At 72.9% G+C, this 22,042-nt stretch carries 20 protein-coding genes; 2 read left to right on the top strand and 18 right to left on the bottom strand.

Translation table 11 applies throughout. The features are described from left to right. Nucleotides 1-8 precede the first annotated feature (8 nt). Complete coding sequence (locus ACFFF6_RS15295) at nt 9-953, bottom strand: NAD(P)-dependent oxidoreductase (RefSeq protein ID WP_376982269.1); 945 nt, start codon at nt 951-953, stop codon at nt 9-11. An 82-nt stretch (nt 954-1,035) separates the two neighbouring features. On the opposite strand from ACFFF6_RS15295, the gene ACFFF6_RS15300 reads away from it, so the two are divergent. Then, entirely contained in the window at nt 1,036-2,787 is a 1,752-nt protein-coding gene (locus ACFFF6_RS15300) for an alpha/beta hydrolase (RefSeq protein WP_376982271.1), read from the top strand. A gap of 28 nt (nt 2,788-2,815) precedes the next feature. Here ACFFF6_RS15300 and ACFFF6_RS15305 read toward each other — a convergent pair whose 3' ends face one another. Both ACFFF6_RS15305 and ACFFF6_RS15310 read right to left on the bottom strand, forming a co-directional pair. Beyond that, nucleotides 2,816-3,661: a sulfurtransferase gene (locus ACFFF6_RS15305; RefSeq protein WP_376982273.1), complete on the bottom strand. Its 846-nt coding sequence runs from the start codon at nt 3,659-3,661 to the stop codon at nt 2,816-2,818. Nucleotides 3,662-3,702: 41 nt separating this feature from the next. Then, nucleotides 3,703-4,848: an endonuclease/exonuclease/phosphatase family protein gene (locus ACFFF6_RS15310; RefSeq protein ID WP_376982275.1), complete on the bottom strand. Its 1,146-nt coding sequence runs from the start codon at nt 4,846-4,848 to the stop codon at nt 3,703-3,705. A 72-nt stretch (nt 4,849-4,920) separates the two neighbouring features. Between ACFFF6_RS15310 and ACFFF6_RS15315 the strand changes: the two genes are divergently transcribed. Beyond that, complete coding sequence (locus ACFFF6_RS15315; protein WP_376982277.1) at nt 4,921-5,754, top strand: NAD(P)-dependent oxidoreductase; 834 nt, start codon at nt 4,921-4,923, stop codon at nt 5,752-5,754. Nucleotides 5,755-5,756: 2 nt separating this feature from the next. Here ACFFF6_RS15315 and ACFFF6_RS15320 read toward each other — a convergent pair whose 3' ends face one another. The 15 genes from ACFFF6_RS15320 to ACFFF6_RS15390 form a co-directional block, all read right to left on the bottom strand. Then, nucleotides 5,757-6,077, bottom strand: a complete 321-nt coding sequence (locus ACFFF6_RS15320) for a hypothetical protein (RefSeq protein WP_376982279.1) — start codon at nt 6,075-6,077, stop codon at nt 5,757-5,759. Between the two features lie 35 nt (nt 6,078-6,112). After that, nucleotides 6,113-7,456: a TFIIB-type zinc ribbon-containing protein gene (locus tag ACFFF6_RS15325; protein WP_376982281.1), complete on the bottom strand. Its 1,344-nt coding sequence runs from the start codon at nt 7,454-7,456 to the stop codon at nt 6,113-6,115. 13 nt (nt 7,457-7,469) lie between these two features. Then, the gene (locus ACFFF6_RS15330; protein ID WP_376982283.1) at nt 7,470-9,176 is read right to left on the bottom strand and encodes an FAD-binding dehydrogenase; all 1,707 of its coding nucleotides are present in this window, start codon (nt 9,174-9,176) and stop codon (nt 7,470-7,472) included. Then, the gene (locus ACFFF6_RS15335) at nt 9,173-9,436 is read right to left on the bottom strand and encodes a hypothetical protein (RefSeq protein ID WP_376982285.1); all 264 of its coding nucleotides are present in this window, start codon (nt 9,434-9,436) and stop codon (nt 9,173-9,175) included. Before ACFFF6_RS15335 ends, ACFFF6_RS15330 begins: the two co-directional genes overlap by 4 nt. After that, nucleotides 9,433-10,707 carry a TFIIB-type zinc ribbon-containing protein gene (locus tag ACFFF6_RS15340; RefSeq protein ID WP_376982287.1) on the bottom strand — a complete coding sequence of 425 codons (1,275 nt, stop codon included), beginning with the start codon at nt 10,705-10,707 and terminating at the stop codon, nt 9,433-9,435. The genes ACFFF6_RS15335 and ACFFF6_RS15340 overlap by 4 nt, the downstream gene beginning before the upstream one ends. Nucleotides 10,708-10,709: 2 nt before the next feature. Continuing rightward, nucleotides 10,710-11,906: an SHOCT domain-containing protein gene (locus ACFFF6_RS15345; RefSeq protein ID WP_376982289.1), complete on the bottom strand. Its 1,197-nt coding sequence runs from the start codon at nt 11,904-11,906 to the stop codon at nt 10,710-10,712. A 114-nt stretch (nt 11,907-12,020) separates the two neighbouring features. Continuing rightward, entirely contained in the window at nt 12,021-13,817 is a 1,797-nt protein-coding gene (locus ACFFF6_RS15350; RefSeq protein ID WP_376982291.1) for an ABC transporter ATP-binding protein, read from the bottom strand. Between the two features lie 11 nt (nt 13,818-13,828). After that, on the bottom strand, nt 13,829-16,072 hold the full coding sequence (locus ACFFF6_RS15355; RefSeq protein ID WP_376982293.1) for a heavy metal translocating P-type ATPase: 2,244 nt from the start codon (nt 16,070-16,072) through the stop codon (nt 13,829-13,831). Nucleotides 16,073-16,128: 56 nt separating this feature from the next. Continuing rightward, a complete protein-coding gene (locus tag ACFFF6_RS15360; RefSeq protein ID WP_376982295.1) occupies nt 16,129-16,338 on the bottom strand; it encodes a heavy-metal-associated domain-containing protein in 210 nt (69 codons plus the stop codon). A gap of 123 nt (nt 16,339-16,461) precedes the next feature. Next, nucleotides 16,462-17,424, bottom strand: a complete 963-nt coding sequence (locus tag ACFFF6_RS15365) for a GlxA family transcriptional regulator (RefSeq protein ID WP_376982297.1) — start codon at nt 17,422-17,424, stop codon at nt 16,462-16,464. A gap of 41 nt (nt 17,425-17,465) precedes the next feature. Further along, the gene (locus ACFFF6_RS15370; protein WP_376982299.1) at nt 17,466-18,272 is read right to left on the bottom strand and encodes a class I SAM-dependent methyltransferase; all 807 of its coding nucleotides are present in this window, start codon (nt 18,270-18,272) and stop codon (nt 17,466-17,468) included. Nucleotides 18,273-18,335: 63 nt separating this feature from the next. Beyond that, nucleotides 18,336-19,325 (bottom strand): BadF/BadG/BcrA/BcrD ATPase family protein, encoded by a 990-nt coding sequence (locus ACFFF6_RS15375; RefSeq protein WP_376982301.1) that lies wholly within the window; start codon nt 19,323-19,325, stop codon nt 18,336-18,338. Nucleotides 19,326-19,346: 21 nt separating this feature from the next. Beyond that, a complete protein-coding gene (locus ACFFF6_RS15380; protein ID WP_376982303.1) occupies nt 19,347-20,273 on the bottom strand; it encodes a bile acid:sodium symporter family protein in 927 nt (308 codons plus the stop codon). A gap of 38 nt (nt 20,274-20,311) precedes the next feature. Then, on the bottom strand, nt 20,312-20,950 hold the full coding sequence (locus ACFFF6_RS15385) for a response regulator (RefSeq protein ID WP_376982305.1): 639 nt from the start codon (nt 20,948-20,950) through the stop codon (nt 20,312-20,314). Then, nucleotides 20,947-22,032, bottom strand: a complete 1,086-nt coding sequence (locus tag ACFFF6_RS15390) for a sensor histidine kinase (protein ID WP_376982307.1) — start codon at nt 22,030-22,032, stop codon at nt 20,947-20,949. Before ACFFF6_RS15390 ends, ACFFF6_RS15385 begins: the two co-directional genes overlap by 4 nt. Between the last annotated feature and the right edge of the window lie 10 nt (nt 22,033-22,042).

A 22,042-nucleotide genomic window follows, 5' to 3' on the forward strand; every position in this document is an offset into this window, starting at 1 on the left:
GGGCGGGCTCAGCCCCGCGGCGCCTCCGCGTAGAGGGGTCGGCCGGCCACGTGGGCGGCGAGGTTCTCGGCGATCCGGGCATCGGCCCCGACGGGACGCCCGCCCGCGCCGTGCGGGGTGATCAGCAGGTGGGGCGCGTCCCACAGCGGGTCCTCGGCGGGCAGCGGCTCGGGGCTCGTGACGTCGATCGCGGCCGCGCGGATCTGCCCGGTCTCCAGGGCGGTCCGCAGCGCCTCCTGGTCGACGGTGTCGCCGCGCCCCACGTTCACGAACAGGGCCCTGTCCGGGAGGGCGGCGAAGACGTCCGCGTCGACGGCGTGCCGGGTCGCGGCGGTCGCGGGGAGGATGTTCACGAGCACGTCGGTGCCGCGGAGAGCGGCGGCGACGTCGGCCTCGGCGATCACCTCGAAGCCGCTGCGCTCCCCCGCGCTGCGGGCGACGCCGCGCACGGTCGCGCCCAGGGAGCGGAGGATCGGGGCGAGCGTCTGCCCGATCTCGCCGAATCCCCAGATCAGCACGTCCGCGCCGAGCAGGGTCGTGATCCGGTCGGCGGGGTGCAGCTCCTGGACGCCGCCCAGCTCTCGCGACCACTCATGGCGCTCCTGGGCGGCCGCGCTCTCGGGAAGCCGGCGCACGAGGGCGAGGATGAGGGCGAGGGCGTGTTCGCTCACCGTCGCGGAGTGCAGGCCGGCCCCGGCGGCGATGCGCACCGAGGGGGCGAAGCCGGCGGCCTCGATCGCGTCGATCCCCGCGGACAGGGACTGGATCATCTCGAGGTCCGGGAGCGAGCTCGCGGCGGAGGCGAGGTGACGGCGCGAGGGGCCCCAGACGACGAGGGCGCGGGCGTCGCGGTGCTCGGCGGGGATCTCGGCCCGCGCGTCGACGACGACGGGCTCCCACCCCTCGGGCAGGGCGGGCGAGAGCGGCATGGTGTCCGGAAGCAGGATCTTCATGCCTGCCAGGCTACGTCGCACGGAGCGGCGGCGGCAGGAACGGCCACGCAGGGCCGCGGGGACCGTCCGATAGGGTCGCCTCATGCGATCGATCCGCCGCTCTGTCGCGTCCCTCCTCGCCGCTCTCACGACGACCACGCGCCTGACGCGCCGCAGCCGTCGCCAGGAGGTGACCCGGGCGCTGGACAGCGGAGGCTTCCTGGGTGCGAGCATCGCGAGCTGGGTCGCGACCTCTCCGTCGCTGCTCCCACGCACGTGGTGGATGTGGGCGGTCAACATCGGGCTCTCGCAGATGTACGGGTACGCGAGCGGGGTCGTCGTCTCCCGCGCGATCCAGCACACCGCCGAGGCCCTGGGCGTGCGCGTCGGGATCATCCCGGAGCTGCGCAGCCGGGCCCGCTGGCTGGGCGGGGCCGCGCTCGTGGGCATCACGGCGTACAGCTGGATGCGCGGCGTGCTCCGGCAGCGCGAGATCAGCCATCTGGTGGGTCGCGAGCCGAAGAACGTGGCGACGGCGGGGGTCGGGGCGGTCGGGGGGCTCGGTCTGGCGCTCGGGGCTCTCGTCTCGGTGCGGGCGGCCGTCGGCACGGGGCGCATGTACCGGGCCGTGCTGCGCCCCTACCTGCCGGCGCGGGTGCTCGGCGTCGTCTCGATCTCGCTGACGGCGGCGACGGTCGCGGTGCTGCTCGAACGCCTGATCCGCGGGCGGCTGCTCGAGCAGGCGATCGAGAAGGCGGAGGCCGCGAACCGCCTGATCTCCCCGGAGGTGCGTCGCCCGGTCTCGGCTCTGCGCTCCGGTTCACGGGAGTCGAGCCAGTCGTGGGCCTCGCTCGGCGCATCGGGCCGGCGGATCGTCGCCGGCGGGGCCGAGCCCTCGGTGATCGCCGGGACCATCGGCGCTCCCGCGCACGAGCCGATCCGCGTGTACGCGGGCCGGTCCAGCAGCCGCGGCCTGCCGGAGGCGGTCGAGGCCGTCCTCGCGGAGCTGGACCGCACGGGGGCATGGGATCGCGAGGTGCTCGTCCTGTTCACGGGAACGGGCACGGGGTGGCTGCAGGAGTGGTCGCTGTCCGCGATCGAGTTCCTCACCGGCGGGGACTGCGCGACCGCGTCCCTGCAGTACTCGGTGTACACCAGCGCGCTCAGCGCCGTGCTGGACCGGCATGCCCCGCGCCTGGCGGGGATGCTGCTGTTCCGGGCGGTGCGCGAGAGGCTGGACCGGATGCCGCAGGAGCGCCGTCCACGCCTGTTCGTGGCCGGGGAGTCCCTGGGCTCCTACGGCGGGCATGCCGCCTTCCGCGACCCGGCGGAGATGCTGCGCGGCGTCGACGGGGCCGTGTGGACGGGCACGCCGGGCTTCACGCCGATCTGGCGGACCCTCACGCGGGGTCGCCGCGCCGGCTCCCCCGCGATCGCCCCGGTCATCGACCATGGCCGGCATATCCGCTTCGTGACGACGCCCGCGGATCTGGAGACCGACTTCTACGACGGCCTGTACCTGCCATGGGAGGCACCGCGGATCGTCTACGCCCAGCACGCCTCCGACCCGATCGTGTGGTGGCGGCCCTCCCTGCTGTGGGAGGCCCCGGACTGGCTGCGGGAGAAGGCCGGGCGCGATGTGACCCGCCATATGCAGTGGTTCCCGTGGATCACGTTCTGGCAGGTCGCGGCGGACATGCCGCTGTCGGTGACGATGCCCGGCGGGCACGGGCACTCGTACCACGAGGAGATGGTCCCGATCTGGGCCGCGGTGCTGGGCCGGGACGATGCCGACGTCCCGGCGATCGTCGCCGCGATCCGGGCGCACGTGGACCTCGGGAAGAACGGCGGCTGACGCCGCGAGGCGTGCTCGCGGCACCCTCTCAGGGCTGCGCGCCGCTCGCGACGGGACGCTCCGGATCGGCGCTCCACTGCGACCACGAGCCGGGGAACAGGCGAGCCCGCGTGTAGCCGGCGCGCTGCAGGGCGAGCAGGTCGTGGGTCGCGGTCACGCCCGATCCGCAGTAGACGATGACCTCCTCCTGCGGGTCGAGGCCGGCGCCCGCGAAGCGCGCGGCGAGCGCCTCCGGGGCCAGGAAGCGACCGGTCTCGTCGACGTTCCCGGCGAACGGCAGGTTGATCGCGCCGGGCACGTGCCCGGCGCGCGGGTCCACCGGCTCGACGTCGCCCCGGTAGCGCTCGGGGGCGCGGGCGTCGACCACCGGCACCGCGGCCGCGGCGACCTCGTCGATGCTCGCGAGCTGGGCCTGCGCGAAGTCCCGCTCGGCGAGGTCCCCTGCGGGCGGGGTCACGTCATCGGTCGCGAGCTCGCCGTCCCAGGCGGAGAGCCCGCCGTTCAGCAGCGCCGCCTCGAGGCCGAGCGCCCGCAGCATCCACACGAGCCGACCCGCCTGGGAGCCGTCGGTGTCGTCGTATCCGACGAAGATCATGCCCTCGTCGGCGCCGGCGCCGCGAAGGGTCGCCACGAGGTCCCGGGCCGCGGGCAACGGGTGCCGTCCTGCCTGCGGGGACGCCGGAGCGGCCAGCTGGGTCTCGAGGTCGATGTACACCGCGCCCGGCAGATGCCCGGCGAGGTAGGTGCTGCGGCCCTTGGAGCCGTCCAGGGCCCAGCGCACGTCGAGCAGACGCACCGGGGCGGAGCCCTCGCGACCCTCCAGGAGGGACATCAGCTCGGGCAGGTCGATGACGGGGGCGATCTTCGGCGACATGGCACGAGCCTACGCCCGGGTCGCGGCAGGGACCTCCGGGATCAGGAGTCGACGCGCAGGTCCAGACGGACGAGCCGATGCGCGGTCGCGTCCAGCAGCGCGGCACCGCTGTCGCCGCGACGAGGCCAGAACACGCCGGAGGCGATGACATCGAGGTCCGAGGTCGGCAGGACATAGTCCACCCGCAGGTCGCCGGGTCCTTCGGGAGCAGGGGCGAAGCTCGCGGTCCGCTCGGCCTCGGTGCCGGTGCCCGGACCTGCCGCCGCCTCCATGGCGCCGTCGCTGCGCGGATGCGTGTCCTGCAGCCGCGGATGATCCAGCAGCTGGGCGGCCGCCCCGGTCCACGCGATGCGCGAATCGGGATCCGTGCCCAGGGTGCCGAGGACGAGGGCGGAGGCATCGGCCTCGAGTCCGCCGGCGCGACCCGCGTCGTCCCGGATCCAGGAGGCGCGGGATCCGCCGGTGAGATAGTCCGCCCAGAAGCGGAGCTCGTCATGGTTGCGGCGGGCCAGACGTCGCTCCGGCCCGTCCTCGAGAGGCAGCACGGGTCGACTGACCAGCAGGTGGATCACGGAGGAGCCCACCGTCACGGGCACGTCCCAGTGGGCTGTCGAGGACAGCGGCATGGTCGTGCCGACCTCGGCGCCGTAGTGGCTCTCGGGGAACAGGTTGCTCGGCATCGACCTCCAGGGAAGCCGCTGGAAGGTGCGCACGTCCCTCTCCCGGATGGGGAACCGGGACAGGACCGCCGTCCCGTTCTGGCCCGGGAAGGCGGGCGCCTCCGCGACCGGGTCCGCAGCCCCCGGACCGGTGTACGCGTAGGGGTAGTGCACGGAGGTCGAGCCGTCCTGGGAGACCTCGAGATAGTTGCGGCGCAGGAGGTCGAGGGCGGCGCCGTCATGGTCCAGGTCGATCCCGCTCAGCAGCAGGATGTCCGGGTTGTTGATCTGGACGATCTTCGCGATCTTCCGCGCCCGCGCGTCCCCGCGCGTGTGGAGGGCTGCGACCAGCGCCCCGCCGGCCGCGCGCGACAGGCCCGCGTCCAGGGTCGCGACCCGCACGTCCAGCTGCTGACCCCACCCGCCGAACGCGGGCTGCGCGAGCGCCTCGACGGAGCTCAGGGCGAGGCCCGTGGCGCCGGTGGCGGCGGCGGCGATGGCGGAACGGCGGGAAATGCGGGGCGACATGCCTCCCATTGTGCACAGCTTCCTCCGGAGAAGGAAAGGCGGGGCCCTGCCGCGGCTGGCAGACTCGGGGCCATGAGAATCGCATTCCTCGGCACCGGCCGCATGGGCACCGAGCTCGCCCTGCACCTGCTCCCGGATCATGAGCTCACTGTGTGGAACCGCACGCCGTCCAAGACGGAGCGCCTGGTCGAGGCGGGGGCGGTGCGGGCCGCCTCCCCGGTGGAGGCGGTCGCGGGCGCGGAGCTCGTGATCTCCTCGCTCTTCGGCCCCGATGCGGTCCGGGAGACCGTCGTGGAGGCCGCGCTCATCCCCGCCGGAGTGCCGTGGCTGGACACGACCACCGTCTCCCCGGCGGACGCGGAGGAGTTCGCGGCCGCGGTCCCCACCTATGTGGGCGTCCCGGTCGTCGGCTCCCTGGGCCCGGCGCGGGCGGGCATGCTCGGGGTGTACGTCGGCACCGCGGATGCGGCGCTGCGGGAGCAGGCCCTCGCCCTCGTGGCGCCCTGGGCGGATCCCGAGCGCCTGCACGGCGTCGCCTCGGCGCCGCAGGCCGCGGTCGGGAAGCTGCTCGCGAACCTCGCCCTGGCCGTGAGCGCGCAGGGGCTGCGGGAGGCGCTCGCCCTCGGCGAGGCCACCGGGACGGCGCCGGAGGACGTGCTGGCGATGCTGCAGGGGACGGGTCTCGCCTTCATCGCCGGGATGAAGGGCCCCTTCGTGCGCGGCGAGCGCAGCACCGAGGGCGGTGACTTCAGCGTCAACGCGATCGCGAAGGACGCGCGGCTCATGCTCGCCACCGCCGGGGACCTGCCCGCGGTCGCGGCGGCGCTCGCCTCCCTCGAGGAGCAGCAGACGGCGGGCCGCGGAGAGCACGACTTCTCCGCGATGCTGGTGCCCGGGATCGGCTGACCCTACCCCTCGAGCCGCATCTGCTGGACGCGCTGGAGGTGCTCGGACTCGTTGCCGCCGTCCATGCGGCGACCGGTGACCCGGCGGCGGTGGTTCACCTTCTGGTCGTGGACCATCATGTTGCCGACGTCGACCTTCGCCTCGCTCTCGAAGCGGTAGCGCTTGTCCTTGTTGCGGTAGCGGGAGTAGATGCCCATGTAGACGAGCACGCCGGAGACGGGGCCGGCCGCGAGGATCGCGAGGATCCCGCCGCCGCCCTCGTCACCGCCCTCGGCGAGGAGCATCGGCCCATCGGCCATCAGCGGGAGCAGATCCGTGATCATGGGGGACTCCTTCGAGAGTCGGGCTCAGAAGAACCTCAGAAGAACAGGGCGCCGACGGTGATGGCGACGCTCAGCGCGGTCACGACCGCGGCGACCGCGCACGACGCCCCGATCGCGCGGGGCTGGCTGATGGGGATCGACCCCATGGTCTGCCCGGTGCGGCCGTTGACGGCGACGTAGTGGGAGAGCTGGCCGTCGTACTGGGAGTACAGCCACACCGGCAGCAGCACGGCGACCCAGCGGGTGCCGCGGATGCCCACGCCCTCGCCCTCCCAGCGCACCCCGCGGTCGTAGCGGCCCAGCGTCGGAAGCGCCCGGGCCCGGGCGATCGACAGGAACTTGTCGACCACCTCCTGGTCGATGTCGCCGATGTCGAGGTCGCGCTTCTCCGAGCTGAAGCCCGTGAGGTAGCCCGGGTTGTACACCAGGGCGTCCTCCGTGTCGAAGGGCTGGATGGCCCGCAGCACGTAGTTCGTCGACATGGTGTTGTTGTCGCGGTGGTAGCGGGTCGAGGACTGGGTGGCGAGGTCGTCGACGAGGAGGTCGAACTTCCGTCCCACCTGGTAGACGTCGACGTCGTGGTAGGTCCGGGTCTCCGCGTTGTCCCCCGATCCGACCCGCTCGGTGTAGGTGCGGACCGTGTCCTCGCCGGTGCCGACGAGCTCGGCATGGATGTTCGCATCGACCATGAGGTACGGCATGAACACGCCGAACACGTTCTCCGGCGTGAACTCCGCGAGGAAGCGCCGGTCGGCGAAGGTGCGCCGCGCCCCCACGAACTCGCGGACCTTCTCCATCGCCTGCTCACGGGTGATCGTGAAGGGGAGGACCGCATCGGGCACCGCCCCGTTGGGCACCTGGGTCGCGACGGACAGCGTCTGGCGGCACCAGTGGCAGCGGGCCTGGAGCGTCTCGTCCGTGCGGATGACGACCTCCGCCCCGCAGCCCTGGCACTTCATCGTCAGGACGCCCGAGTCCTCGACGATGTCCTCCGATCCGGCGCCGATCGTGGTCCCGCGCAGCTCGAGGATCGGCGCGGTGAAGCCGAAGGTCTCCTGCGCGTTGGGCTCGTTGAAGGTGTCCCGGCAGTAGCTGCACACGAGGGCTCTCGAGGCGATGTCGTAGGCGATCTCGCTCGACCCGCAGCGGGGGCATTTGTCGAGCCCGTGCGCCTTCTGCCGGCGGGTCCTCTCTTCCACGCGCGGACCGTCCGGGGCGAGGGACTCCTGGACGGCCTCGGCGAGATCGGCGGCGGGATCGTCGGTCGGCGCCGCAGGAGGTGCTCCCTCGGCGCCGCCGGGCGCCGCTGGAGGCGTCGCCCACGGAGGCGGCGGGAACTGGTGGCCGCCCTGCTGCGGCGGCTGCTGGTGCTCGCTCATCGTCCCCGCTCCTTCATGCCTGAATCCCTGGTCCTGATCCCCGCTGGTCCTGCACGACGCCCCGCCCGGCCTGTCTGCCGGAGAAGAGGCAGCCGCCCAGGAACGTCCCTTCGAGGGAATTATGGCCGTGGTAGCCGCCTCCGCCGAATCCGCTGACCTCGCCGGCGGCATACAGCCCCGGCAGCGCCGTCCCTCCGTCCTGCTGGACCCGCCCCTCGAGGTCCGTCTCGAGACCGCCGAGGGTCTTGCGCAGCAGCGTCCTCAGGCGCACCGCGATCAGCCCGCCCGCGGACGCATCGAGCAGCCGATGCGGCGCGGCGGTCCGGATCAGGCGGTCCCCCACATACCCGCGGGCGGCCCGGATCGCCATGATCTGCTGGTCCTTGGTCAGGCGGCCCGCGGCCTCCGCGTCGCGGGCACGGATCGTGGTCTCCACCTGGCCGGCGTCGAGCAGGTCCTCGCCGACCAGCGCGTTCATCTGCGTCACGAGCTCCGGGACCGTGTCGGCGCGCAGGAAGTCCTCGCCATGGTCGAGGAAGGCCTGCACGGGCGGCGGGGGGCCGGGGCGCAGCCGCGCGGCGACCCTGCGCCAGTCCCGTCCGGTGAGATCGGGGTTCTGCTCGCTGCCCGAGAGCGCGAACTCCTTCTCGAGGATGCGCGGGGTGAGGATGAACCACGAATGGTCCCGGGGACCGGGGTGCCGCGTCTCCGCGCCCGTCGCCGCGGTCCGCAGGTGGCGCAGGGTCGCGCGGGTGTCGAACCCGGGAAACGCAGGGGCGGGGAGGCGTCTGCCATGGGCGTCGAGCCACAGCGAGGACGGCCCCGGGAGGATCCGGATGCCATGACCGCGCCAGACGGGATCCCAGTTCGCGACGCCCTCGGTGTAGTGCCACATGCGCTGCGGGTGGATCCAGCGGCCGCCCGCTGCCGCGCCGAGCAGCAGACCCTCGCCGTCGACCGAGGCGGGGACGCCGTGCAGGACGTCCCGGGGCATGGTGCCGAGCTCGGCGGGCCAGTGCTGGCGCACGAGCGCCTCGTCTCCGCCGATCCCGCCGGTGGTGAGCACCACCGCCCCCGCCCGCATCTCGAAGTCCCCCACCGTCTCGCGGGAGGATGCGACGCCGCGGGGGCTCGCATCGGGTTCGAGGACGTCGCCGCGGACGCCGACGATCCTTCCCTCCTCGCGGATCAGGCCGTGCACGGCGTGCCGGGTCAGGACCCGGATCCGCGGATGCGCGAGGACGCGGCGCAGGAAGGGGTCGACGACGCCCGGGCCGGTCCCCCAGGTGATGTGGAAACGGGGCACCGAGTTGCCGTGCCCCTGCGCGGTGCCGTCCCCGCGCTCGGCCCATCCGACCACGGGGAAGATCCGGTGGCCGAGCTCCCGCAGCCAGGAGCGCGCCTCGCCGGCGCTGAAGCGCAGGAAGGCCTCCGCCCAGGCGTGCGGCCAGGCATCGTCGGGGCCCTCGAAGCCGGCCGAGCCGAACCAGTCCTGCCGGGCCAGCTCGAGGGAGTCGCGCACGCCGAGCCGCCGCTGCTCCGGGGTGTCGACGAGGAACAGCCCGCCGAAGCTCCACCAAGCCTGCCCGCCCAGGTCCTGGGCGCCCTCCCGCTCGAGCAGCAGCACCTCGAGCCCCGCCTCGGCGATCTCGCGGGCCGCGACGAGACCGGCGAGGCCGGCCCCGACGACGATCGCGTCCGCCTCGCCGCGGGCGGTCATCGGACCTGGATCTTCTGCACGCGCACCAGCGGGGAGGTGCTGTTCATCGCCGAGATGGTGGTGCTGCGCTGCCGGTTGTTCTCCCCCACCAGCTCGTCGCCGCTGCGGAGGTTCGCGACCGCCGTGTCCGTGCCGACCTCGTACCGGTAGCGCACCACGAGGTCGCGGTTGCGCGAGGAGATCACGGAGTGGACGATCAGCGTCGTGACGAGACCCGCGAGGCCGCCCAGGAGGACCAGGCCGAGCCCGAGGACGATCATGTGCTCACCGCCCCGAGGATCATGAGGAGCAGGCCCAGCGCGCCGAGGGCCCCGGCGACGATCCCGCCCGGGATGCATGCGTCGAGCCAGATCCTCCCGCTCGAGACGGGCACGGAGCCCTGGGTGATGCCGCTGCGCCCGTTGACGGCGATGTAGTGCGTCCCGGCCTGCGGCCCCTCCGGCGGGCTGTAGCTGTACAGCCACACGGGCACGAGCACGCTCACCCAGCGGGTTCCGCGCACGGCGACGCCCTCGTGCTCCCAGCGCACGCCGCGGTCGTAGCCCGCGATCGTCGGCTCGAGGCGCGTCCGGGCGATCGCGAGGAAGCGGTTCTCGACCTCGTCGTCGACATCCGTGACATCGAGATCGCGGCGCTGCGTCGAGAAGCCCGTGAGGTAGTTGCTCGAGAACACGACGGCGTTCTCCGTGTCGTACGGGGCAAGAGCCCGCACCACATGATTGGTCACGTGCGCGACGTTCCCGGTGAAGCGCTGCGAGGACCCCACGGCCAGATCGTCGATGAGCAGGTCGAAGGACCGGTCGACCTGATGCACGTGCGCATCGTGGTACGTGACGTAGGTGTCGCCCTGCTTGACCTGGTACGTGCGGGTGGTGACCTCGCCCTTGCCGTGCAGCTCGGCGTGCACGTTGCCGTCCACGACGAGGTACGGGATGTACACCCCGAACACGTTCTCCGGCCGGAAGTGCTCCGTCACGAAGGACCTGGCATACCGCCGACGGGACCCGATGAAGGACGCGATCCGGGCGACCGCGTCCTCGCGGGAGATCGTGAACGGGAGGATGCCGTCGGGCACCGCCCCGGTCGCGACCTGCGTGGACACCGAGAGCTTCTGTCGGCACCAGTGGCAGCGGACCTGCAGCTGCTCGGCGACCCGCAGCATGATCTCCGCCCCGCAGCCCTGGCAGCGCAGCGTCATCAGGCTCGCGTCCTCGCGCACATCCATCACGGCCGAGCCGAGCTGATGCCCGCGCAGCGCCATGATCGGCGCATCGAGGCCGAAGGCGCGCTCGGCGCCCGGCTCGTTCCAGCAGCTGCGGCAGTCGCTGCAGTACAGCGCGCGCAGCGTGATGCTGTAGGCGATGTCGGTGCTCCCGCAGCGGGGGCACTTGTCCAGGCCGTCCGCGACGGGCCGCTGCGTGTCCACGACCTGCGGCCCGCGGGCGAGCGCCTGGCGGGTCTCCGCGCCGAGGGCCGGCAGCGGGGCGGGAGCGGCCGCAGGCGGCAGCTCCCACCCCTGACCAGCGTCCATGCTCAGAGCCCGAGGGCCTTCTTCTTCGCGGCCTCGTAGTCCTCCGCGGAGATGAGGCCCTGATCGAGCATCTGCTTGTACTGCGCGAGCTGTGCCACCGGGTCCGGGGCAGCGGCCGGCGCCGCCGGTGCAGGAGCGGCCGGCGCAGGGGCCGCGGGGGCCGGGGCGGGCTGCTGGTCGAGGGGGCGGACCATGCCGCCCGCCGCGCCCATGCCGGCACCGAACATGGCCAGACCCGCGCCGCCGCCGGTCTCCCCCGCCGCCTGCACGCCGCGGGCCGCCGCCTGGTTGACGAAGGACTGGGAGCGGGCGCCCGAGAGCGCATCGGCCTTCTGCACGTCCGCGAGCAGCTCGCGGGTGCGCTGGTCGTACTCGATGGCCGCGATCGCGACCTTGATGATCGCGAGGCCGCGATCGCTGGACCAGCGGTACTCCTCCTCGACCACGGCGGAGAGCGACTGGGCGAAGCCCACCGCATCGGACTGGATGCGGGTGATGCGGTTCCCCTTGTCGGGGTCGTTGACGTACCGGGAGAAGGCCGCGGACAGCGAGGAGACGACCTCGCGGAACAGCTGACCGCCCGCGGGGTTGTCCACGTCGGAGAAGTCGAAGACGCCTGCGCCCGCGGTGATGTACGCGGCGGGCACGAAGTTGTGCACGAACAGGAGCGGGTCCAGGATCCGCATCGTGTAGGAGCCGCGGGTCAGCGCGCCGACCTGCGTGTTCAGGTAGGCGTCGTCCCAGTAGATCTCCGACTGGGTGCCGAAGCGGTTGTCGGGGATCTCCTTGAGGTTCACGAAGAAGGCGAGCTGCTGCGAGGACGGTCGCCCGCCGAACTTGAAGCGCTCCCAGGAGGTGGTGATCGTCGGGCTGACCAGGCCGTCGCCCGCGAAGATCGACTGCGAGTCCTGCGAGTCGGCGCGGAACTCGTAGCCGCCGGCCTCCGCGATGAAGCCCGTCGCCCTGCCGTCCACGATCGTGATCAGGCCGTACCCCTCCGGCACGAGGATCTTCGAGCCGTTGGAGATGATGTTCTCCGAGCCGCGCACGTTCGAGCCGCGGCCCGCGTTCTGGCCCTGAGGAACCGAGGGGAACAGGGCCGCGGTCGCCGGAACGCCCCGCGGGACCGTGTGGAAGTCCTTCCACTGGTCCGCGAACATTCCCGAGATCGCGCCCTTGAACGCCTGGATGAAGCCCATGTCCTGCCCCCGTCTGGTCGGTGTCCGCACCCTGCGGTGCGCTGTGTCACGGGGCACATCGTAACCGCCGCGAGCCGGATGGCCCCAGAGCGGAGCCGATCAGCCCGTGTCCGCTCAGCCCGTGATGTCGAACCTCGCGAGCTGCTTCGTCTTGCCGGAGTTCTGCAGGGCGAGCAGCTGGGCGTAGATCCCGCCCGAGGCGGCGAGCTCCGCGGGCGTGCCGATCTCGTCGATGTGCCCGTCGCGCAGGGTGATGATCCGGTCCACGCCCGCGATCGTGGAGAGACGGTGCGCGATGATCAGCGAGGTCCTCTCCGCCATCAGCTCGTCCAGCCCCTTCTGGACCTGCCGTTCCGCCTTCGTGTCGAGCGCCGAGGTCGCCTCGTCCAGGACCAGGATCGGTGCGTCCTTGAGAATCGCGCGGGCGACCGCGATGCGCTGGCGCTGCCCGCCGGAGAGCTTCAGCCCCCGCTCGCCGATCAGCTGGTCGTAGCCGCCGGGGAAGCGGCCGATGAAGGCGTCGGCGTTCGCGCGCACAGCGGCCTCGCGGACCTCCTCCTCGCTCGCGCCCGGCCGCCCGTAGGCGATGTTCTCGCGGATCGTCCCGGAGAACAGGCTCGCGTCCTGGAAGACGACGCCGATCCCGCCGCGCAGCTGCTCGATCGGGATCTCGCGCGCATCGTGCCCTCCCACCCGGATCCGGCCCGACCCCGGCTCGTACAGGCCCAGCAGCAGGTTCACGATCGTGGACTTGCCGCCGCCGGACTCGCCGACCAGCGCGATCCGCTCCCCCTGCGCGAGGGTGAAGTCGATGTCGTGCAGGACCTGCTCATCGGCCTCGTAGGCGAAGTCGACGTGCTCGAAGGCGAGGGCGGGAGCGCCCGCGACCGGCGTCAGCGTGCGGGCCGCTCCCGGCAGGGCCGCGGTGCGCGGATCATCGGGCGTGGACATGACGCGGAAGTAGTCCGTGGAGCCGGCGATCGCCCGCTGGGAGGAGTCGATCACCCAGCTCATCGACTCCACCGGCGACTTGGCCATTCCCATCAGCTGCACCAGCAGCACCATCTCCCCCAGCGTGAAGTGACCCTGCACCGTGCGCACGAAGATGATCGCGTAGATCCCGAAGAACACGAGGTTCAGGACGGAGCGGCGCAGCACGTCCATGCGGTGCCAGTGGGTGGACTGGGCGCGGGTGGTCGCGTCGGTCGAGCCGAAGCGGCGGGAGAAGTCCTCGAGCTCCCCGCGCTCGCGCACGAAGGACTTCACGACCCGGATCTGGCCGATCACCTCGGCGAAGCGTCCCGAGGCGATGTCGACCTGCTCGTTCTTCTCCCCCTCGAGGCGCTGCCACTTCTTGGAGGTCAGCGCCGTCAGCCACACGTAGATCGGGAAGATCGCCAGCAGCAGCAGCGCGAGCGGCCACGCGTACCAGGCGCTGATGACCAGCACCGCCGCGGTCGTGATGAGCATCGAGGCGAAGGAGTTCGACATGGTCTTCGCGAAGTTCGTGACCTCCGCGATCGAGCGGTTCAGCCGGGCGACGATCGTCCCGGTGATCTCGGTGTCGAACCAGCGCTGCGGCAGGTGCAGGAGCTTGTCGTAGTAGCGCACCGAGAGGATGGTGCGCATCCGGTTGCTCATGACGTCGCCGAACCAGCCGCCGACGTTCGCGATCACGGTCGTCGCCAGCTCCGCGGCCAGCACCGCGAGCGCCAGCAGGAGCACGGTGCGGACCGCGGCGTCGGCTCCGATGCTCCCTCCTACCGCCCCGGCCACCGTGTCCGTCGCTCGCCCGATGAGGAACGGCACGGCCAGCGTGGTCGCCGCCGTCAGCACCGAGCAGGCGATGACCGCGAGGTAGAGAGGGCTCAGATCACGGGTGAAGCGGATGATCCGCAGGAGGGAGGACACGGAGAAGAAGGCTACTCGGCTTCGCGGACCCGGAACGTCCGCAGACGCAGGGAGTTGGTCACCACGAACACGCTCGAGAACGCCATCGCGGCCCCCGCCAGCATCGGGTTCAGCAGGCCCAGCGCGGCGATCGGGATCGCGGCGGTGTTGTAGGCGAAGGCCCAGAACAGGTTGCCCTTGATGGTGCCGAGCGTCCGCCGGGACAGGCGGATGGCATCGGCCGCGGAGCGGAGGTCCGCGCGCACCAGCGTGATGTCCGCGGCCTCGATCGCCACATCGGTCCCGCTGCCCATCGCGAGGCCCAGATCGGCCTGGGCGAGAGCGGGGGCGTCGTTCACGCCGTCGCCGACCATCGCGACCGTCCTGCCCTCGGTCTGCAGGGCGCGGACCGCCTCGACCTTGCCCTCGGGGAGCACGCCCGCGATCACCCGGTCGATGCCGACCTGCGAGGCGACCTGCTGCGCGACGGCCTCGTGGTCCCCGGTCAGCAGCACGGGCTCGAGGCCCAGGGCACGCAGCTGCGCGATGGCGGCGGCGCTCGTGGGACGGACCTCGTCCGCCACCTCGAGGAGCCCGCGGACCTGTCCGTCCCAGGCCACGCGCACTGCGGTGCGACCGGCGGCGCGGGCTGCGGACTCGGCGGCCTCGAGCTCGGGGCCGATGGTCGCCGCGATGTCGCGACCCGCCTCGACCTCCACGCCCTCGACGGTGCCGCGCACGCCGAGCCCGGCGCGGCTGGTGAAGCCGTCGACCTCGGGCAGCGGTCCGAGCTCGGCCTCGGCCCCGCGCGTGATCGCCCGGGCGATGGGGTGCTCGCTCGCGGCCTCGAGGGCGCCGACCCGGCGCAGCAGCTCCGTGCGATCGGTGCCGGGGGCGAGGTGCACGCCCTGCAGGGTCATGGTGCCCGTGGTGACGGTGCCGGTCTTGTCCAGCAGGATCGTGTCGACGGCGCGCGTGGACTCGAGGACCTCGGGGCCCTTGATGAGGATGCCCAGCTGGGCGCCGCGCCCGGTGCCGACCATGAGGGCGGTGGGCGTGGCCAGGCCCAGCGCGCAGGGGCAGGCGATGATGAGCACGGCCACCGTCGCGGTGAAGGCCATGACCGGTCCGGCGCCCAGCAGCAGCCAGGTCACGAGCGTGCCCAGCGCGATGACCAGCACGATCGGGACGAACACGCCCGCGACCCTGTCGGCGAGGCGCTGGATCTGCGCCTTGCCGCTCTGCGCGTCCTCGACGAGCTTCGCCATGCGGGCCAGCTGCGTGTCCGCGCCGATGCGCGTCGCGCGGACGACGAGGCGCCCGCCCGCGTTCACGGTGGCACCGGTGACGGCGTCGCCCGGGGCGACCTCGACGGGCACGGACTCACCGGTGAGCATGGAGGCGTCCACGGCGCTGCTGCCGGTGACGACCACGCCGTCGGTGGCGATGGTCTCGCCGGGGCGGACCACGAACTCGTCGCCGACCACCAGCTGCTCCGTGGGGATGCAGACCTCGCGGCCGTCCCGCAGCACGGCCGTGTCCTTCGCGCCCAGCTCGAGCAGGGCGCGCAGCGCGGCCCCCGCCTGCCGCTTCGAGCGCTTCTCGATGTACCGCCCCAGCAGGACGAAGGTGATGACGCCCGCGGCCACCTCGAGGTAGATGCTGTCGAGACCGCCGGAGCGGGACAGGGTCAGGCTCAGCTCGTGGTGCATGCCGGGCATGCCGGCTCCGCCCAGGAACAGCGCGATCACGGACCAGACGAAGGCTGCGGTCGTGCCGATCGAGACGAGGGTGTCCATGGTCGCCGCGCCGTGGCGGGCGTTGATGAGCGCGGCCCGGTGAAACGGCCAGCCGGCCCAGAGGACCACGGGCGCCGCGAGGACGAGGGAGGCGAAGCCCCAGTAGTCGAACTGGATCGCCGGGATCATCGCGAGCAGGATGACGGGGATCGAGAGGGCCGCCGCACCGATCAGGCGGGTGCGCAGCGCCGCGAGCTCCGGGTCCGCGGGGGCGGTTCCTGCTGCGGGGTCATCGGTCCCCGCAGGCCCGGCCGGGGGCGGCGGGAGCTGCGCGGTGTACCCCGTGCGCTCGACGACCTCGATGAGCTCCTGCGCGCCGATATCACCGTCGACCTGCACGCTCGCCCGTTCGGTCGCATAGTTGACGCTCGCGGTGACGCCGTCGACGCGGTTGAGCTTCTTCTCGATGCGCGCCGCGCACGAAGCGCAGGTCATCCCGCCGATCTCGAGATCGATGGTGGTCGGTGCGATCTGCATGGCCGTTCCTCGTTCCTCCCCGTGTTCCTCTCCTGCCCGCCGCGGCGCCCTGGTGCTCAGGCGCGGGACGCGGCGTACCCCGCCTCGTCGACGGCCGCGATGACCTCGGCGTCGTCGAGGGGGGGCTCGCTGGTCACGCGCAGCGCCCCGGTGGCGGCGCTGACCTCGATGCCGGTGACGCCGGCGAGCTGGCCGACCTCCTCGCGCACCGCGGACTCGCAGTGGCCGCAGGTCATGCCGGTGACGGTGTAATCGGTGACGGTCATGGGATTCCTTCCTCCAGGTGGCCCCGAGCGGGCCCGACACCCTGAATATATACCCCTTGGGGGTATCCGGCAAGCGGGGTTCGCCGAGCTCCGCGTCCGCCGCCGGCCCGTGACGCGGGCCGGTCACGGACGGCCGCGGTCCCGGAAGGCAGCCCGGTAGGCCGAGGGCGAGGTGCCGAGCACCGTGCCGAAATGCCGACGGAGATTCGTGTCGGATCTCAGCCCCGCTGCCTCTGCGACCCGGGCCATGGGAAGGTCGGTGCGCTCCAGCAGCTCGCGGGCACGATCGATACGGGCCCGCAGGAGCCACTGCATGGGGGTGATGCCCGTGTCCTCGAGGAACCGTCGCGAGAAGGTGCGCGCGGAGACGCCCGCCTGGCGGGCGAGGGCGCTCAGCGTGAGGTCCTCGTCCAGATGGTCCAGCGCCCACGCGCGGGTGGCCGCGAAGGCGTCGCCCAGGGGCTCCGGGATGCTGCGGGGGACGTACTGCGCCTGTCCGCCGCTGCGATACGGAGCGCTGACCAGCCGCCGCGCGACGCGGTGCGCGAGCGCGACACCATGGTCCCGTCTGATGAGGTGCAGGCAGAGGTCGATGCCGCTGGCCGCGCCCGCGCTGGTGAGGACCTGTCCCGCATCGACGAAGAGGACGTTCTCGTCGACCTCGACCTCCGGATGCCGCTCCCGGAGGACCTGCGTGTAGTGCCAGTGCGTCGTGGCGCGACGCCCCTCGAGCAGCCCCGCGGCGGCGAGGGTGAAGGCACCCGTGGAGATCGCGGCGATCCGGGCGCCGCCCGCATGCGCCGCGCGCAGCGCGTCGAGCACGGCGGGCGGGACGGACGCCTCGGCCGGATTCCGACAGCCCGGAACGAGCACGGTGTCCGCCCAGGCGAGCGCGCGGAGATCATGGCCGACCGCGTACGCCAGGCCGTTCCATCCGTCGACGGTTCCCGCACGTTCGCCGCAGACCCGGACCTCGTACGGCATGCTCGGCCTCTTCGCGAAGACATGCGCGGCGATCCCGACGTCGAGCGCCTTCGCCCCTTCCAGGACGAGCACGGCCACCCGGTGATCGCGGACGTCTCCCATGGAGGTGAATCTAGCGCGCTGCCGTCCCTGCGACAGGACGGTCATGCCGCCGGCGGCCGGGCCACGAGGAGCCGCAGGGACCCGTCGAAGGTCGGGCGCGTGCGCAGCGCCCCGTGGAGCTCGTCCCATGCTCCGGAGGCGAGATCCGCCCGGAGCCGCCGCTCGAAGCGCTCCTCGACCTCCGGGCCGACGAAGCTCCACGCCGAGTTCGCACGGCGAGCACCGGCATCCAGGAGCAGCTCCGGCCTGCCGTAGTAGGCCTCGGAGAACCCGTCGACGCATGCCAGCGGGATCGGCAGCCCCTGAACCGTCACCGCGCCGCCGATCCCCGCGACGAGATCCGCGATCGCGGGATAGCGACGGGCCTCGGTCGCGATCACCTCGGGCGCGTAGTCCACGAGCCAGGAGCGCCGGAGAGCGGCGGGATCGCAGGTCAGGATCACGACCGGTCCGCGAGCGACCCGCCGGGCCTCCCGCAGCCCCCGGGACAGGTCCTGCCACTGATGCACCGTGAAGGAGGCCAGCACGGCGTCGAAGGCGGCCTCGGGGAAGGGGAGGTCCTCCGCGACCGCATCGACCGCCCGGGCCGCGCCCGCCGGACGCTGCGCCCGCATCACTGCGCTGGGCTCGACCGCGGTGACCTCGAGATGGCGCGGCTCGTACGATCCGGCTCCCGCCCCGACGTTCAGCAGGGTCTGCGCGTCCCCGAGGGCTGCTCGGATGGCGTCGACGAACGTCGGCTCCGGACGCCGGTAGGTCGAATAGCCGGGCCCGATCGCTTCGTAGTCGGCGTCACCGGCGCTTCCGTCCCCGGTCCGGCGGGCGTCTTCCTGTCGCTGCTGCATCATGGCTCCACCCCATCGCAGGTCCGCGTCCCGCACCAGCGGCTGCGCGGACGCCGAGCGTACAGATCACGCCATGCCCGCCGGCCCTCCGGGCGATCCCCCGGCGGGGGCCGTCGCGGAGCGGGCGCAGGCGATCGCGAGCAGCGCCGCGCCGTGCAGCGGATCCGCGGCCGCCGGGACGAGGACCGCGCCCGTGCCCCGCTCCCGCAGGCGCCGCCCGACCGCCCGCGAGAACGCCTCGGTCTGCGCGAGGGAGCCCACCAGCGCCACGGGGACCGGGTCGGCCGCGACCATCGGGGCGAGCAGCGCGATGCCGTCGACCGTCTTCGCCGCGAGCTGGGCGATCGCCGCATCGGCCACGAGCGAGCTGCCCGCGAGCTCGGTGACGGCCGGAGCCAGGGCACCGTGACGCCGCTTCGCCTCGTTGCGGTCCTGGGCCCCGAGCACGAGCAGGGCGCGGCGCAGACCCGCCACGTCACGGGCGTCGAAGTGCTCGAGGACCCGCGGGAGAAGCAGGTCCTCGGCCTCCGCCTCCTCCGCGAGGATCCGGTGCAGCGCCTCGTGGACCAGGTGCCGGGCAGCACCGGCGTAGTGCCCGAACTGCCCGCTCTCGATCTCCGTGCCCTGCTCGTCGATCGCGAGGATCATCGACCCCGTCCCCGCGACCACGACGATCCCCGCCCGGCCCTCGAGCGCCCCGCGATGCGCGATCACCGCGTCGTTCACGATCACGCGCGGACAGTCCAGGCCAGGAAGGCCGTAGACCTCCTCGACCCAGGCGTTCGCCGCATCGCCCCGATGCTGGGTCGACCCGGCCCGCTCGTATCCGGAGGTCCCCACGCCGAGCGCGGCCGCGTCCTCGATCCGCAGCCCGGCGGTCCGCAGCGCGCCCCGGATCGCCTGCTCCACGTTCCGCGCCGCGTCATGGTTGTGGGTCGGGCTGCCTCCGCCCGCCCGATGCTGGGCGATCAGGCGCCCGTCCAGGTCCAGAAGACCCACGCGGGTATGGGTGCCTCCGGCGTCGACGGCGATCACGAAGGGCTGCGCTGCGCTCATGCGCCGAGAACCTACCAGCGCCTACCGCCGCCGCGCCTCCGCGATCCCGATGAGCGCTCCGAGGCTCGCCCTCTCCCCCGCCCGATGCCGACGGACGGCACCGGTGACCAGCGCGTACGGCACGAGCATGCAGAATCCGACCGCGCTGACCAGCAGCACCGCGACGACCATCTCGTCATGGTCCGGGGCGGAGCGCGCCACCAGCAGGGCCGCGGCGATGTTGCGCTGGCTGGTGAGGATCGCCGGGCCGTCGGCCACCGTGAGCGTCGGCCCGGACAGCGCCCCCGCCAGCCGTCCGCCCGCGAAGGCCAGCGCCACCAGGCCGGCGGCGAGCAGCATCGTCGGCGAGAGCACGAGATCCACGACGAGCCCGGAGTTCGCGCCGAAGCCGGACAGGAACATGAGCACCGCGCTGACGGCGGCGACGCCCCCGGCCGTGCGGGCCAGCGCATCGGCCTGCCGCGGCAGCAGATGCCCGATCCCGATGCCCGCGACCATCGGCGCGAGCATCGTCCCCACCAGCAGGGCCGCGACATCGAAGACCCGCACCTCGACCCCGTCGAGGAGGAACGGGACCGTCAGCGGCATGACCAGCACCGTGCCCACGAGCAGCACGGCCATCGGCCCGGCGACCTCCTCGTACGGGACGCGCGCCATGGTCCCCAGCTGCAGCACGAAGGGAGCCCCGGCAGCGCACAGCACGAGCACCATCCCCTCCAGCACCCCCACGGTCGCGAGATCGCTCAGCAGATCCAGCAGCACGATGCCGACCGCGGGGACCAGCAGGAAGTTCACGGCGGCGACCGCGAGCACGGACCGCCGGTCCCGCAGCTGGGCGGCGAAGGTCTCGACGGGCGTGCGCAGGCCCATCGAGAGCATCGAGGCGATCGCGAAGACGGGAACGGAGATCCCGATCAGGAGCCCCAGGACCTCGACGATGGCGTGCACGCAGGCAGACTATCCCCGCCGGCTCGCCGGGCGCCCGCTCATATCCACCCGTTCTCGGTGGCCCCGCGCACCGCCTCGGCGCGGGTGGCGACCCCGATCTTCCCGATCGCGGAGGAGATGTGGTTGCGCACGGTGCCCTCGGACAGGAACAGCTCGGCGGCGATCTGCGCGGTCGAGCCTCCCGCGGCGGCGGCGCGCAGCACCTCGGTCTCCTTCGCGGTCAGCGGGCTGGGGCCCACCGACAGGGACTGGGCGGCGAGGTCGGGATCCACGACCCGCAGACCCTGCTGCACCCGCCGGATCGCGTCGACGAGCCGCTCGACCGGGGCGTCCTTGACCATGAACCCCTCCGCCCCCGTCTCCATCGTGCGGCGCAGGTAGCCGGCACGGCCGAAGGTGGTCAGCACGATGATGCGGGGGCGCGCGCGGCCCGCCCCGCGCAGGCGCGCAGCGACGTCGATGCCGTCGTCCGGGCCGGGCGCGCCGTCCCTGCCCCGCCCCGCGGGCATCTGCACGTCCAGCAGCAGCACGTCCGGGTCGGTGCGCTCGACGAGCTCCAGGGTCCCGGCACCGTCGGACGCCTCCCCCACCACCTCGAGGTCCGCCTCGAGGCGGAGCAGCGCGACCAGGCCCGCCCGCAGGATCGACTGGTCATCGGCCACGGCGATGCGGATCATCGCAGGGTCACCACCAGCTGCGTGCCCGAGGGCGTCGAGTCCACCTGCAGACGACCCCCCGCCTGCTCGACACGTTCGCGCAGGCCGTCGAGGCCGGTCCGGGTCGCCCCGGGCGGGATGCCGGTGCCGTCGTCGGCGACCTCGACCCGGTCCTCCCCCAGCACGATGCTCGCCCGGCCGGCCCGGGAGTGCCGCACCACGTTGGTGACGCCCTCGCGGATCGCGTACCCGAACAGCTCGGCGCGCGCGTCGTCGAGCGTGGGCAGGGCGGAGGGGACATCGGCCCGGATGCCGGCGGCCTCGAGGACGCTGCGGGCGGCCGCGATCTCCGTCGCCGCGCGCACGGTGCGCATGCCGCTCGCGGTGGTGCGCACGTCGGCGAGCGCCTGCCGGGAGATCTGCTCGATCTGCGCGAGCTGCTCGCGCGCGGCCCCCGGATCCGCCTCGACCAGGCGCTGGGCGAGCTGCGCGGAGACCGTGATGGTGGTCAGCGAATGCCCCAGGATGTCGTGGAGGTCGCGGCCGATGCGCTCGCGCTCGGCGGCGACCGCGAGCACGGCGTTGCGCTGCTCGGCGGCCTCGAGACGACGGGAGAGCCGCTCCCGCTGGATGCCGGATCCGACGCCGAGGGCCATGAGCAGCCCGACGACGGCGAGGATCGGGAGCATGATCTCGCCGATCACGAGGCCGACGACGCCCGCCGCGGCCGCGATCGGGATCAGGGTGGGGACGGCGGGGCGCCACGGCAGCACCAGCACGTGGATCATCGCCTGGAAGACGACGAGATAGGCCACCATCGGCCCCATCATCGGGATGAGCACGAGGATGATCAGCCAGCTCGCCGCGTACCAGCGGATCCGCAGCCGCAGCGGGTACAGGGCGATGCCGCAGGCGTACAGGAACAGGTATCCGTACACGAGCAGGATCGCGGTCGCGAGGATCATCGGCCCCAGCGGTCCGTAGGCGAACCCGAAACCGATGACGAGCGCCAGGTAGATCAGCGAGGGCGCCGCGAAGACCAGGCCGCCCGTCTCGCGGGCGGCCTGGTGGATGCCGCGCAGGGTCACGGGTCTCTCTGCCACGGGACAAGTC

Origin of the sequence: Brachybacterium hainanense, assembly GCF_042434575.1 — a bacterium.
Classification (GTDB): domain Bacteria; phylum Actinomycetota; class Actinomycetes; order Actinomycetales; family Dermabacteraceae; genus Brachybacterium; species Brachybacterium hainanense.